Here is a 14,299-nt window from a genome sequence, read left to right as displayed (position 1 = left end):
CCTCCGACCGAGTGTGCGGGGCCGCGCCCGGCCGGCACCTCCCGCCGGGCGTGCGGGGCCGCGCCCGCACCGGCGCGGGCGGAGTCAGCCGGGCGCTGCGTGCGATGTCCGAGCCCATCCGTAGACTGGGCGCGTGAGTGAGCCCCGCCCTTCAGACCGGCACGACGAGCCCGATCCCGACGACACCTTCGAGGGGATCGTCGACGAGGCGACCCAGCGCGACCCCGACCTGGCGGTGATCGAGGCCGGGAGCCGCACGCTGCGCGCCCACTCGGGACAGCCGCAGGGCGAAGCGGTCCCGGCCCGCCCGGCCGACCCCGAGACCGACAAGGCGCTGCGGGCGGTGGAGCAGGAGCTCGCCGGGCGCTGGGGCGAGACCAAGCTGGAGCCGTCCGTCACGCGCATCGCCGCGCTGATGGACGTCCTCGGCGAGCCGCAGCGCGCCTACCCCTCCATCCACATCACCGGCACCAACGGCAAGACCAGCACGGCCCGCATGATCGAGGCCCTGCTCAACGCCTTCGAGCTGCGCACCGGCCGCTACACCTCCCCGCACGTCCAGTCGGTCACCGAGCGGATCAGCCTGGACGGCGCCCCGATCGCGCCCGAGCGGTTCATCGAGACCTACGAGGACGTCAAGCCGTACGTCGAGATGGTCGACGCCCAGCAGCCCTACCGGCTCTCCTTCTTCGAGGTCCTCACCGGTATGGCGTACGCGGCCTTCGCCGACGCGCCCGTCGACGTCGCGGTCGTCGAGGTCGGCATGGGCGGCACCTGGGACGCCACCAACGTCATCGACTCCACGGTCGCCGTCGTCACCCCGATCTCGCTGGACCACACCGACCGGCTCGGCACCACGCCCGCCGAGATCGCCGGGGAGAAGTCCGGGATCATCAAGCAGGGCGCCACGGTCATCCTGGCGCAGCAGCCGGTGGACGCGGCGCAGGTCATGCTGAAGAAGGCCGTCGAGGTGGACGCCACCGTGGCCCGCGAGGGCATGGAGTTCGGCGTCACCTCCCGCGAGATCGCGGTCGGCGGCCAGCTGCTGACCCTGCGCGGACTCGGTGGCGAGGCCACCGAGTACACAGAGATCTTCCTCCCGCTGTACGGGGCCCACCAGGCGCACAACGCGGCCGTCGCGCTCGCCGCCGTCGAGGCGTTCTTCGGTATCGGCGCGGAGCAGGCCCGCTCCCTCGACATCGACGCCATCCGCAAGGCGTTCGCCTCGGTGCGCTCGCCGGGCCGCCTGGAGGTCGTGCGCTCCAGCCCGACGGTCGTCCTGGACGCGGCGCACAACCCGGCCGGGGCCAAGGCGGCGGCGGACGGCGTCTCCGAGGCGTTCAGCTTCTCCCGGCTGATCGGTGTGGTCGGCACGAGCGGCGACAAGGACGTCCGGGGGCTCCTGGAAGCGTTCGAGCCGATCTTCGCCGAGATCGTCGTCACGCAGAACTCCACCCCGCGCGCGATGGACGCGGACGAACTGGCCGCGATCGCCGTCGAGGTCTTCGGCGACGACCGGGTCCAGGTCGAGCCGCGCCTCGACGACGCGCTGGAGGCGGCGATCACGCTGGCCGAGGAGGAGGACGAGTACGCGGGCGCCGGGGTGCTGGTGACCGGGTCCGTGATCACGGTCGGCGAAGCCCGGCTGCTGCTGGGAAGGGGCTGAGAAGAAGCATGCGGACCCTCTGCGCCTCGACGCTGATCGGTGAGTTCTTCGTGATCGGCTTCGCCGGTCTCGTCGCCATGAAGATGGACGACGCCTCCATGGGCGTGGTCTGGACGGTGTGCGGCATCGGCATGGCCCTGTCCGTGCTGCTGTGCGGCATGATCACCCGGCCCGGCGGCATCCAGCTCGGCTGGGCGCTCCAGGCCGCGCTGGTCCTCAGCGGCTTCGTGGTGCCGGTGATGTTCGTCCTGGGCCTGGCGTTCGGCGCGCTGTGGTGGGCCTCGATCCACTACGGCCGCAAGATCGACGAGGCCAAGACGCGCTGGGCCGCGCAGGAGGCCGGCGAGGCCGCCGCCTGACCTCCGGAGCCCGCCGGAGGCCCGTGTCGCAGCGCCCGCCGGAGGCCCGCGGCCGCCGACGACCGGCGCGCCCGGACCCGGCTTCGGGCCCCGGCCGGTCCGGGGCCCGAAGGTGACCGAGGGTGAACCCGGGCGCGGGCCCGTCTCCGTGCCCCTGTAATCTCGCCCTCACCGCACCCGTATCGCGTATCGCCCGGCCTTGCAAGGAGCCCGTACATGACCCAGCGCACCCTCGTCCTGCTCAAGCCCGACGCGGTCCGCCGCGGCCTGATCGGCGAGATCGTCGGCCGTATCGAGCGCAAGGCGGACTGGCGGATCACCGCGCTGGAGCTGCGCACCCTGGACCACGGGACGCTGGAGCAGCACTACGGCGAGCACAAGGGCCGCCCGTTCTACGAGCCGCTCATGGAGTTCATGGCCTCCGGCCCCGTCGTCGCCCTGGTGGCCGAAGGCGAGCGGGTCATCGAGGGCATCCGCGCCCTGGCCGGCCCCACCGACCCGATCGCCGCCGCGCCCGGCTCGATCCGTGGCGACTTCGGCACGATCACCCGTGAGAACCTCATCCACGCCTCGGACTCGGAGGAGTCCGCGGAGCGAGAACTGAAGCTCTTCTTTCCGGGACTTTCCTGACCCGATCGGCCAAACAGCGCTGTACGCCCGGGGCGACCGAAGTAATTCGGTCGCCCCTCGGCATAGGGTTCGGTGTCGCGGGAACGCATCCCTCCGACGTAACGTCACCATGGGTGGAACGGGCACCCGTTCCGCTCGCCATGGCGGAGGACCCTCGCGCTGTGTCCGTGCATACGGCACTACGATGGAAGCTTCCACGCCCGCAGCGCCAACCTCGCCTACCAGAACAAGCCATCTTCGCTTCTTGGGAAGGCCCGACGCATCCTCATGGGGAACAAGGGGAACTCAATGTCGTTCATCGGCCGTGACATGGCTATCGACCTCGGGACTGCCAACACGCTGGTGTACGTCAGGGGGCGCGGCATCGTCCTGAACGAGCCGTCCGTCGTGGCCATCAACACCAACACCGGCGGAATCCTGGCGGTCGGCTCCGAGGCCAAGAAGATGATCGGGCGCACGCCGGGCAACATCGTCGCCGTGCGACCGCTGAAGGACGGCGTGATCGCCGACTTCGAGATCACCGAGCGGATGCTCCGCTACTTCATCCTCAAGATCCACAAGCGTCGCTACCTGGCGCGCCCCCGTGTCGTCGTCTGCGTGCCCTCCGGTATCACCGGGGTCGAGCGCCGCGCCGTCATCGAGGCGTCCACCCAGGCCGGCGCGCGCCAGGTGCACATCATCGAGGAGCCCATGGCCGCGGCCATCGGTTCCGGTCTGCCGGTCCACGAGGCCACCGGCAACATGGTGGTGGACATCGGCGGCGGCACCACCGAGGTCGCCGTCATCTCGCTCGGCGGCATCGTCACCGCACAGTCGATCCGCACCGCCGGCGACGAGCTGGACAACGCGATCATCCAGCACATCAAGAAGGAGTACTCGCTCCTCCTCGGTGAGCGGACCGCCGAACAGATCAAGATCACCATCGGTTCGGCGTACGACCTGGAGAAGGACGAGCACACCGAGATCCGCGGCCGCGACCTGGTCTCCGGACTGCCCAAGACGGTCGTCATCTCGGCCGCCGAGGTCCGCAAGGCCATCGAGGAACCGGTCAACGCGATCGTCGACGCCGTGAAGACGACGCTCGACAAGTGCCCGCCCGAGCTGTCCGGCGACGTCATGGACCGCGGCATCGTCCTCACCGGCGGCGGCGCGCTGCTGCGCGGACTGGACGAGCGGCTGCGCAACGAGACGGGCATGCCGATCCACATCGCCGAGGACCCGCTGGACTCGGTGGCGCTCGGCTCCGGCAAGTGCGTCGAGGAGTTCGAGGCGCTCCAGCAGGTGCTGGACGCCCAGCCCCGCCGCTAGACGTCCTCGGGGACACACCCGATCCGGCGGGCGGACGCTGACGCTCCGTTCGCCGGATCGTTGATATAGATCGTTGCTGTACGCGTACCGGAGCGGGAACACACCGACCCGGTGCCCGTACGGAGACGTACACACAGGCACGAACATTCCGACGAGGAAGGCACGGCCGCCGCACGTGAGGGACACACGAGAGAGCCGGCTGCTTCTGGTGCTCTTGATCGCCATCGCATTCGCCCTGATCACGGTGGATATCCGAGGCGGCGAGGAGTCACCGGTCGATGGCGCGCGGCAGGCCGCGGCCACCGTCTTCGGGCCGATCGAGAACGGCGTATCTGCGGCGGTCGACCCGGTGGGCAACGCCATAGGGGCGGTCCGCGACTCCGGCAACCGGCACGACCGGATCTCCGTCCTGGAGAAGGAGAACGCCGCGCTGAAGGCCAGGCTCGGCAGCGACGACCGCACCAACAGCCGGGTCCGCCAGCTCGACGCCATGCTGAAGAAGGCGGGCGCCGGTCAGTACGGCATCAAGGGCGCCGAGGTCATCGCCATAGGAGCGGCCCAGGGCTTCTCCTGGACGATCACCATCGACGCCGGGGCGAACGACGGCATCCGTCGCGACATGACCGTCCTCAACGGGGATGGCCTGGTCGGCCGGGTCACCACCGTCGGCCCCGGCACCGCCACGGTCCTGCTCGCCAACGATCCCGACTTCACCGTCGGCACCCGGATGGAGAAGACCGACGAACTCGGCTTCGCCACCGGGCAGGGCTCGCGCCCGCTGTCGGTGCAGTTCCTCAACGGCAAGGCCACGGTGAAACCCGGTGACCGGCTCGTCACCTTCGGCTCCAGCAAGGACAAGCCCTTCGTCCCCGGCGTCCCGGTCGGCGAGGTCGTCCGCGTCGACCCGTCGGGCGGCGCGCTGACCCGGACCGTCTACGTCAAGCCGTACGTCGGGTTCACCAAGCTCGACATCGTCGGGGTCGTCGTCCAGGCGCCCCGCGAGGACCCGCGCGACGCGGTGCTGCCCAAGCAGCCGGCCAAGGCCAAGCCGAAGCCGACCCCCACGGTCACCGTCACCGTCCAGCCCAACGGCGACCTGGTGGACGGCTCCGGCAAGGTCGTCGGCAACGTCAACGAGAACGGCGACGCCGCCGGCAACGCGGCGGGCGACCAGCAGGACCCCGCCCAGCAACCCGGCAACGCGGCCGACGACCAGGAGCAGCGCTGATCCCCATGCGTATCAACCGGACTCTGCTCTCCACCGCCCTGGTCGTCGTCGCCCTGGTCGTCCAGGTCTCCGTCCTCGCCCGCCTCCAGCTCCCCGGCGCCGTCCCCGACCTGCTGCTCCTCACCGTCCTCGGACTCGCCTTCGTGTACGGGCCGGTCAGCGGCGCCCTCATCGGCTTCGGCGCGGGCCTCCTCGCCGACCTCGCCCCGCCCGCCGACCACGCCGTGGGCCGGTACGCCCTGGTCCTCTGCGTCATCGGCTATCTGGCGGGCCTGATCCGGCCGGAGAACGGGCAACTGCGGTCGGCGTTCGCCCCGATGGCCGCGGTCGTCGCCGCCGCGATCGGCTCGACCCTGCTGTACGCGGGCGTCGGCGCGCTCGTCGGTGACACGGCCGCCCGCCATGTGGGCCTGGGCAGCCTGCTGTTCACGGCCGCGATCTACGACCTGCTGCTGGCGCCCTTCACCGTGCCGCTCATCATGGCGCTGGCCAGACGCACCGAGAACGACCCGATCGCCGAGGCGTCCGCGGGCGGCAGCGACGTCGCCGCCGGCTGGCTGGCCTCGGGCACCGGTCTGCGGATCGGCAATCAGCGCGGCGGTCTGCGCGTGAAGGCCGCCCGCAACCGCGCCGCCCGCGCGGGCCGGATCAAGGGGGTCAAGCGACTGTGATCCCGTACGCGACCGAGGACGCCGGGGGCGCCGCGTGAGGCTGTACTTCCCGGGGGACCCCCGTACCCCCGGCCGGACCATCAGCGGGGGCACCGCGTGAGCAACATTCCCGAGACCGGGCGGACCCAGCGGGTCCAGATCCGGCTCATCGTCATCCAGGTCCTCGTCTTCTCCCTGCTGCTCACCCTCGGCGGACGCCTCTGGTACCTCCAGATCCGCAACGGCGACGAGTACACCGCCGAAGCCGCGGGCAACGGCGTGCAGCAGGTCGTCCAGCCCGCCGTGCGCGGCTCGATCCTCGACGCCCGCGGCGTCCCCCTCGCCGACAACGAGACCCGCCTCGTCGTCTCAGCCAGCCGCACCGAGCTGCTGAAGATGAAGGACGACGGCGAAGGCGTCCTCACCCGGCTCGCCGAAGTGCTGGACATGAAGCCGAAGGACGTCCGGGACAAGGTCCGCCTCTGCGACGCCAAGACCCCCCAGCCCTGCTGGAACGGATCGCCCTACCAGCCGATCCCGGTCACGGACGAGGCCACCACCCAGCAGGCTCTCCAGATCCGCGAACGCGCCGAGGACTTCCCCGGCATCACCGCCGAACCCACCGCCGTACGCCGTTACACGGCCCCCGCCAAGGCGAGGACCGCGCAGGTCCTCGGCTACCTCTCGCCCGTCACCGACGAGGAGATCCAGCAGGCCCAGGACGGTCCGTCGCCCTACCTGCGCTCCGACCAGGTCGGCCGCTCGGGCATCGAGCGCACCTACGACAAGGAGCTGCGCGGCAAGGCGGGCGTCACCCGTTACGAGGTCGACAACCTCGGCCGTGTGATGGGCGAGGCGGAGAACGACCCGGCCGTGGCCGGCTCCACCCTCGTCACCAGCCTGGACGCGCGGGTGCAGGCGGTGGCCGAGTACGAGCTCGCGCAGGCGATGAAGAGGGTCCGCGGCGAGACCGACAAGATCACCGGCCGGAAGTACGAGGCAGACTCCGGCGCCGTCGTCGTCATGGAGTCCAGGACCGGCCGGATCGTCTCGATGGCGTCCCAGCCCGACTACGACCCCAACGACTGGGTCGGCGGCATCTCCGGCAAGCAGTACGCCAAGCTCACCAGCAAGAAGTCCAACTACCCGCTGCTCAACCGGGGCATCCAGGGCCAGGCCCCGGCCGGCTCGATCTTCAAGGTGGTGTCGGCCAGCGCCGCCGTGCGCGGCGGGCACGCCTTCAACGACCTGTACGAGTGCAGCAGCTCCTACAGCCTCGGCAACCAGACCTTCGCGAACTTCGAGTCCAAGGGCCACGGCCCCATCACCCTCGGGGACGCGCTCAAGTACTCGTGCAACACGGTCTTCTACCGCCTCGGCCACGACGAGTGGGTCAAGGACGGCGGCATAAAGCCCAAGAAGGACGCCAAGAACTGGTTCTACCGCACCGCCCGCGACTTCGGGCTCGGCTCCGAGACCGGCATCGACCTGCCCAACGAGGTCAAGGGCCGCATCCCGGACCGCCAGTGGAAGCAGGACTTCTGGAAGGCCAACAAGGACGCCTGGTGCAAGGAGGGCAAGAAGGGCGGCAGCTACGTCCAGCAGATCGCGTACGAAAGCTGCCTCGAAGGCAACCAGCTCAAGGCGTACGACAGCATCAACTACTCGATCGGCCAGGGTGACGTGCTCGTCACGCCCATCCAGATGGCCACCGCCTACGCCGCCATCAGCAACGGCGGCACCCTCCACGAGCCCACCGTCGGCAAGGCCGTGATCAGCCCCGACGGCAAGTCCGTCCGGGAGATCACGCCCAAGGCCGGCGGGAAGCTGCCGGTCAGCGCCCAGACCATCAAGGACCTCGACAAGGGGCTGCGCTCGGTGGTCGAGCCGGGCGGCACGGCCGCCTGGAGGTTCGGCGGCTGGCCGCAGGACAAGATCCCGATGCGCGCCAAGACCGGCACCGCCCAGGTGTACGGCAAGCAGACCACCGGCTGGTTCGCGACCTACACCGACGACTACACCATCGTCATGACGATCTCCCAGGGCGGCACCGGTTCCGGCGCCGCCGGGCCCGCCGTCCGCAAGATCTACGACGCGCTCTACGGCCTCGACGCCGAGGGCAACCAGGACCTGAAGCGAGCCTTGCTGCCCAAGCCCCAGAAGGCGCTGCCGAAGATCCAGCCCGACGGCTCGATCCGCGCCCCGAAGGTCAAGCCCTACGACCCCACCCCGGTCCCGCCCGAGGAGCAGCCGGGGGGACAGGAACCCCAGTTGCCCCTCCAGCCCGGAGGCCAGCCCGGCCTCACCGGATCCCCCGCGTCGACGGGGAGGCAGCCGTGATGGCAGGTGGATTCTCCGTCTCCCGGTACGCCCCCGACCAGGGCTCCTGGGCCAAGCTGACCGCCCGTGACTCCCTCGTACGGCGGCTGGACTGGCCGCTGCTCGGGGCCGCGCTCGCGCTCTCGTTCATGGGCGCGCTGCTCGTGTGGTCCGCGACCCGCAACCGCGACCACCTCACCCAGGGCGACCCGTACTTCTTCCTCGTCCGGCACGCCCTCAACACCGGCATCGGGCTCGCCCTGATGATCGGCACGATCTGGCTCGGCCACCGCACGCTGCGCGGGGCCGTCCCGGTCCTCTACGGCATCTCGGTGCTCCTGGTCCTGGCGGTCCTCACCCCGCTCGGCACCACGGTCAACGGTGCCCACGCCTGGATCAAGCTGCCGGCCGGCTTCTCGATCCAGCCCTCCGAGTTCACCAAGATCACCATCATCCTGGTGATGGCGATGCTGCTCGCCGCACGCGTCGACGCGGGGGACCAGGCCCACCCCGACCATCGCACCGTCGCCAAGGCGCTGGGGCTCGCGGCCGTCCCGATGGCCATCGTCATGCTGATGCCGGACCTCGGCTCGGTGATGGTCATGGCCGTCATCGTCCTCGGCGTCCTGCTGGCCTCCGGCGCCTCCAACCGCTGGGTCTTCGGCCTTCTCGGGGCGGGCGCGGGCGGGGCCGTCGCCGTCTGGCAGCTCGGTCTGCTCGACGAGTACCAGATCGCCCGGTTCGCCGCCTTCGCCAACCCCGCGCTCGACCCGGCCGGCGTCGGCTACAACACCAACCAGGCCCGCATCGCGATCGGCTCCGGCGGCCTCACCGGCACCGGGCTCTTCGAAGGCACGCAGACCACCGGTCAGTTCGTGCCCGAGCAGCAGACCGACTTCGTCTTCACCGTCGCCGGCGAGGAGCTGGGCTTCCTCGGGGCGGGGCTGATCATCGTGCTGCTGGGCGTCGTCCTGTGGCGCGCCTGCCGGATCGCCCGCGAGACGACCGAGCTGTACGGCACGGTCGTCGCCGCCGGGATCATCGCCTGGTTCGCCTTCCAGTCCTTCGAGAACATCGGCATGACGCTCGGCATCATGCCGGTCGCCGGGCTCCCGCTGCCCTTCGTCTCCTACGGAGGATCCTCGATGTTCGCCGTCTGGGTGGCGATCGGACTGCTCCAGTCGATCAGGGTGCAGCGGCCGATGTCCGCCTGAACCCCGGCGGTCGCGGGTAGGTGTCCGTACATGGCGGACACCAAGCGCGAGATCGAGCGCGAAGTACGAGGCCACCGACGCCATCCGGCTGCCCGACCTGGGCCGGGTGGCCGGAGTCGACCGGGCCGTCCCCCGCGGGCGGACCGAGCTGGACGCCGTGTACTGGGACACCCCCGACCTCCGCCTCGCCGCCGACTCCCTCACCCTGCGCCGCCGCACCGGCGGGGCGGACGAGGGCTGGCACGTGAAGTTCCCCGTCGCCGTCGGCGTCCGGGACGAGATCCACGAACCCCTCTCCGACACCCTGCCGCCCACGCTGGCCGCGCTGCTGCGCTCGCGGGTCCGGCACGCGGAGATCGAGCCCGTCGTCCGGCTGCTCTCCTCCCGTGACGTCCACCACCTGCTGGACGCCGACGACACGCTCCTGGCCGAGGTCAGCGTCGACACGGTCCTCGCGGAACGCCTCGCGGGGGAGGGGAGCGGCACCACCGCCACCTGGACCGAGATCGAGGTCGAGCTGGCCGACGGCGGCGACCCGGCCTTCCTGGACGCCGTCGAGAAACGGCTCCGCAAGGCCGGGGTGCGCCCCGCAGCGTCCTCGTCGAAGCTGGCCAGGGCACTGACGGAGACCACACCGAACCGCGACGAGAGCGGCGGCGACGCGTCCATCACGTACACCGCCGGCGACCACGTCCTCGCCTACGTACGCGAGCAGATCGACGCGATCGTCCGGCTCGACCCCGCCGTCCGCCGCGACCTTCCCGACTCCGTGCACAAGATGCGCGTCGCCACCCGCCGCTTGCGCAGCACCTTCAAGACCCATCGCACGATCCTCGGCCGCGAGGTCACCGACCCCCTCGGCGCGGAGCTGAAGTGGCTCGCCGCCGAACTGGGCCTCGACCGCGACCAGGAGGTCCTGGACGAACGGCTCGGCTCCCACGTCGAGGAACTGCCCGCCACGCTCGCCCTCGGCCCGGTGCGCGGCCGGCTCCGCGCCTGGTCGGCGGCGCGCCGCACCGGAGCCCGCCGAAGGATCATCGACGTACTGGACGGGAAGCGGTATCTGGATCTCCTGGACGCCCTCCACGCGCTGAGCGCCGACCCGCCGCTGCGCCCCGCCGCCTCCCGCAAGCCGGAGAAGGCCCTGTCCCGCGCGGTCGTCAAGGACCACGAGCGGCTCGCGGCCCGTGTCGAGCACGCCCTCGCCCTGCCGCCGGGACCCGAGCGGGACACCGCGCTGCACGAGGCCCGCAAGGCCGCCAAGCGCACCCGGTACGCGGGCGAGTCGGCCCGCCCCGCCCTCGGCAAGCCCGCCGGGCGCTTCGTGAAACGGGTGAAGGCCGTGCAGTCCCTCCTCGGCGACCACCAGGACAGCGTCGTCGCCCGTGACGCCCTGCGCACCCTGGCGATTCAGGCCCACGCGGCGGGCGAGACCGCCTTCACCTGGGGACTCCTGTACGGGAGGGAGGAGGCCGCCGCCGAGGCCCGCGAGCGCGAACTGCCCGAGGTCTGGGCCCGCGCGGCCGGCCCCGGACCGCTCGCGGATCTGAAGCACCGGTGAGCGGGGTACGCTGGATGGTCACCCCTGCCGGCTCACGAAGGTTCGCGAGATGTCTGCCGCATCGGTCTTCCCACAGCTCGAAGCTCTGCTCCCGCATGTGCAGAAGCCCATCCAGTACGTCGGCGGTGAGCTGAACTCCACCGTCAAGGACTGGGACAGCTGTGACGTCCGCTGGACCCTGATGTACCCCGACGCCTACGAGGTCGGGCTCCCCAACCAGGGCGTCATGATCCTCTACGAGGTACTGAACGAACGCGAGGGCGTCCTCGCGGAGCGCACGTACAGCGTCTGGCCCGACCTCGAAGAACTGATGCGCGAGCACGACGTGCCCCAGTTCACCGTGGACAGCCACCGCCCGGTCGGCGCCTTCGACGTGTTCGGACTCAGCTTCTCCACCGAGCTGGGCTACACGAACATGCTCACCGCCCTGGACCTCGCGGGCATCCCGCTGGAGTCCAAGGACCGCACGGTGGACCACCCGATCGTCCTCGCGGGCGGCCACGCCGCGTTCAACCCCGAGCCGATCGCGGACTTCATCGACTGCGCGGTCGTCGGCGACGGCGAGCAGGCCGTCCTGGAGATCACCGAGATCATCCGCGCCTGGAAGGCCGAGGGCCGCCCCGGTGGCCGCGACGAGGTGCTGTTCCGGCTCTCGAAGACCGGCGGCGTCTACGTCCCGCGCTTCTACGACGTCGAGTACCTCCCCGACGGCCGCATCGGCCGCGTCGTGCCCAACCGGTCCGGCGTGCCGTGGCGTGTCTCCAAGCACACGGTGATGGACCTCGACGAGTGGCCCTACCCCAAGCAGCCCCTCGTCCCGCTCGCGGAGACCGTGCACGAGCGGATGTCGGTGGAGATCTTCCGCGGCTGCACCCGCGGCTGCCGTTTCTGCCAGGCCGGCATGATCACGCGCCCCGTGCGGGAGCGAAGCATCACCGGCATCGGCGAGATGGTCGACAAGGGCCTCAAGGCGACCGGCTTCGAGGAGGTCGGCCTCCTCTCGCTCTCCTCCGCCGACCACAGCGAGATCGGTGACATCGCCAAGGGCCTCGCGGACCGCTACACCGAGGACAAGATCGGCCTCTCGCTGCCCTCCACCCGCGTCGACGCGTTCAACGTGGACCTGGCCAACGAGCTGACCCGCAACGGCCGTCGCTCCGGACTCACCTTCGCCCCCGAGGGCGGCTCCGAGCGCATGCGCAAGGTCATCAACAAGATGGTCTCGGAGGAGGACCTGATCCGCACGGTCGCCACCGCCTACGGCAACGGCTGGCGCCAGGTGAAGCTGTACTTCATGTGCGGCCTGCCCACCGAGACCGACGAGGACGTCCTCCAGATCGGCGACATGGCGGTCAACGTCATCGCCAAGGGCCGCGAGGTCTCCGGCCAGAACGACATCCGCTGCACGGTCTCCATCGGCGGTTTCGTCCCCAAGCCGCACACCCCCTTCCAGTGGGCCCCGCAGCTCAGCGCCGAGGACACCGACGCGCGCCTCAAGAAGCTCCGGGACAAGATCCGCGGCGACAAGAAGTACGGCCGCTCCATCGGCTTCCGCTACCACGACGGCAAGCCCGGCATCGTCGAGGGCCTGCTCTCGCGCGGCGACCGCCGCGTCGGCTCCGTCATCCGCGCGGTCTACGAGTCCGGCGGCCGCTTCGACGGCTGGCGTGAGCACTTCAGCTACGACCTCTGGATGTCCTGCGCGGAGAAGACGCTGCCCGAATTCGGGGTGGACGTCGACTGGTACACCACCCGCGAGCGCACCTACGAGGAGGTCCTGCCCTGGGACCACCTCGACTCCGGCCTGGACAAGGACTGGCTCTGGGAGGACTGGCAGGACGCGCTCGACGAGACCGAGGTCGAGGACTGCCGCTGGACCCCCTGCTTCGACTGCGGCGTCTGCCCGCAGCTCGACCTGGACATCCAGATCGGCCCGACCGGCAAGAAGCTCCTCCCGCTCAGCGTGGTCGACAAGTAACCCCCACCGCCCTTCCCGCGGGAAGGCACGGTGACCGTCAGGCCCGGTCCGGCAACCCCGGACCGGGCCTGACGCGTCCCTCACGGCATGGCGGACCACGGCAGGCACCAGGCACCCCAGGGGTACGAACCGGGCGCGAGCGTCCTGGCCACGCTGATCAGGATCCCGGTCCGGATCGTCGTCCTGGTGCTCGTCCTGCCCGTCCGGATGGCCCGCGACGCCCTCACCGCGTTGTGGCACGGCGCCGACCGCGTCCTGCTGCGGCCGTTCGGCCGGGCCCTGCTGTGGCTGCGGGACACGCTGGTCCTGACCCCGCTGACCTGGCTGTACACCCGGGTCCTCGCGCCCCTGGGCAAGGCCGCCGCGTGGCTGGCCGTCGCCCTGCTGATCCGGCCCTGGCCCGCCCTGTGGCGGTACGTGATCGTCCCCGTCGCCCGCTACGGCATCGCCGCGCCGGCGGTGTGGCTGTACGCCGGCGTCCTCACCCCGCTGGGCCACGGCCTGCGGTGGATCGGCACCGCCCTGCTCCTCCCGGCGCTGCACGGCATCGGCACCGCCCTGGGGTGGCTGCTCACCGTGCTCCTGATCGTGCCGCTGGAGTCCGTGTGGCGGTACGTGGCCGTCCCGGTGGTGCGTTACGGCCTGGTCGTCCCGGCGGTGTGGGTGTACGAAGCCGTCCTCACGCCGATCGGCCACGGCACGGTCCGGGTCCTGAGCACGCTGTGGCAGGGCGCGGCCCGGATCCCGGGCCAGGTCTGGCGAGGGCTCGCCGCCACCGGGCGCGGACTCGGCCCCGTGGTCGCCTTGCTGGTCATGACGCTGGTCGTGGCACCGCTCTCGTGGACGTACCGCCGCATCCTCACCCCGGCCGGCCGGGAGATCGCCACGGCGTTCGAGGTCGCCTGGCGGATCGCCGGATACGTCTCCCGAGCCGTCGGCCGGGCCCTCGCCGCGATCGCCCGGTACCTGATCGGCGCACCGGTCTCCTGGGCCTACCGCACGGTGTGCGCCCCTGTCGGCCACTTCCTGCGCGACGCGGTCCGGGCCCCGGCCCGGCGCGCCGCCGCCGAAGCGGGCCGGGCCGTCCGCGCCGCCCTCGCGAGCGCCCGCGAAACCGTGCGTCAGGCACGCCGCGACGCCTGGCGGGCGCTCGTCGGCTCCCCGGCCGCCGCACGGTCCGGGGAACCGCGAGGGATCCCTGCGCGTACTCTGGGTAGTACACCGACTGTCCCCAGCGCGGCGCAGGCGACCGAGACCCCTCCGGGCGGCGAGAAACTCGTCGGGCGGGGGTGAGCCGGAGCGGCACCCCGGGGGCGACCCGAAATTTCGTGGGCGGCGCGCCACCGCGCCCGCCCCGCACCGAGGAGAAGAACCACTGGGCAAGCG

10 protein-coding genes and 1 pseudogene are annotated in these 14,299 nt (G+C 71.2%); all 11 read left to right on the top strand.

Annotated features, from left to right (window positions below; genetic code table 11):
• The first annotated feature begins 133 nt into the window (after positions 1-133).
• The 11 genes and pseudogenes from QFZ71_RS08500 (at position 134) to QFZ71_RS08450 (ending at position 14,206) form a co-directional block, all read left to right on the top strand.
• Positions 134-1,666, top strand: a complete 1,533-nt coding sequence (locus QFZ71_RS08500) for a folylpolyglutamate synthase/dihydrofolate synthase family protein (protein WP_307667648.1) — start codon at positions 134-136, stop codon at positions 1,664-1,666.
• An 8-nt stretch (positions 1,667-1,674) separates the two neighbouring features.
• Positions 1,675-2,025 (top strand): DUF4233 domain-containing protein, encoded by a 351-nt coding sequence (locus QFZ71_RS08495; RefSeq protein ID WP_307667647.1) that lies wholly within the window; start codon positions 1,675-1,677, stop codon positions 2,023-2,025.
• 216 nt (positions 2,026-2,241) lie between these two features.
• Positions 2,242-2,655, top strand: a complete 414-nt coding sequence (gene ndk / locus QFZ71_RS08490; RefSeq protein WP_307667646.1) for a nucleoside-diphosphate kinase — start codon at positions 2,242-2,244, stop codon at positions 2,653-2,655.
• Positions 2,656-2,943: 288 nt separating this feature from the next.
• Complete coding sequence (locus QFZ71_RS08485) at positions 2,944-3,963, top strand: rod shape-determining protein (protein ID WP_030118912.1); 1,020 nt, start codon at positions 2,944-2,946, stop codon at positions 3,961-3,963.
• 175 nt (positions 3,964-4,138) lie between these two features.
• A complete protein-coding gene (gene mreC, locus QFZ71_RS08480; protein WP_307667645.1) occupies positions 4,139-5,191 on the top strand; it encodes a rod shape-determining protein MreC in 1,053 nt (350 codons plus the stop codon).
• A 5-nt stretch (positions 5,192-5,196) separates the two neighbouring features.
• Positions 5,197-5,862: a rod shape-determining protein MreD gene (gene mreD / locus QFZ71_RS08475; RefSeq protein WP_307667644.1), complete on the top strand. Its 666-nt coding sequence runs from the start codon at positions 5,197-5,199 to the stop codon at positions 5,860-5,862.
• A gap of 96 nt (positions 5,863-5,958) precedes the next feature.
• A complete protein-coding gene (mrdA, locus tag QFZ71_RS08470) occupies positions 5,959-8,181 on the top strand; it encodes a penicillin-binding protein 2 (RefSeq protein ID WP_307667643.1) in 2,223 nt (740 codons plus the stop codon).
• Positions 8,181-9,374 carry a rod shape-determining protein RodA gene (gene rodA, locus QFZ71_RS08465; RefSeq protein WP_307667642.1) on the top strand — a complete coding sequence of 398 codons (1,194 nt, stop codon included), beginning with the start codon at positions 8,181-8,183 and terminating at the stop codon, positions 9,372-9,374. Before mrdA ends, rodA begins: the two co-directional genes overlap by 1 nt.
• Positions 9,375-9,404: 30 nt before the next feature.
• A pseudogene (locus tag QFZ71_RS08460) lies at positions 9,405-10,935 on the top strand (CHAD domain-containing protein).
• Positions 10,936-10,984: 49 nt separating this feature from the next.
• Positions 10,985-12,913, top strand: a complete 1,929-nt coding sequence (locus tag QFZ71_RS08455) for a TIGR03960 family B12-binding radical SAM protein (RefSeq protein WP_307667641.1) — start codon at positions 10,985-10,987, stop codon at positions 12,911-12,913.
• Between the two features lie 87 nt (positions 12,914-13,000).
• A complete protein-coding gene (locus tag QFZ71_RS08450; protein ID WP_307667640.1) occupies positions 13,001-14,206 on the top strand; it encodes a hypothetical protein in 1,206 nt (401 codons plus the stop codon).
• Positions 14,207-14,299 lie beyond the last annotated feature (93 nt).

It is taken from the genome of Streptomyces sp. V2I9 (assembly GCF_030817475.1).
Taxonomy (GTDB): Bacteria; Actinomycetota; Actinomycetes; order Streptomycetales; family Streptomycetaceae; genus Streptomyces.
The sequence above is the reverse complement of the archived record's forward strand: the minus strand, read 5'-3'. Positions and strand labels throughout refer to the sequence as shown.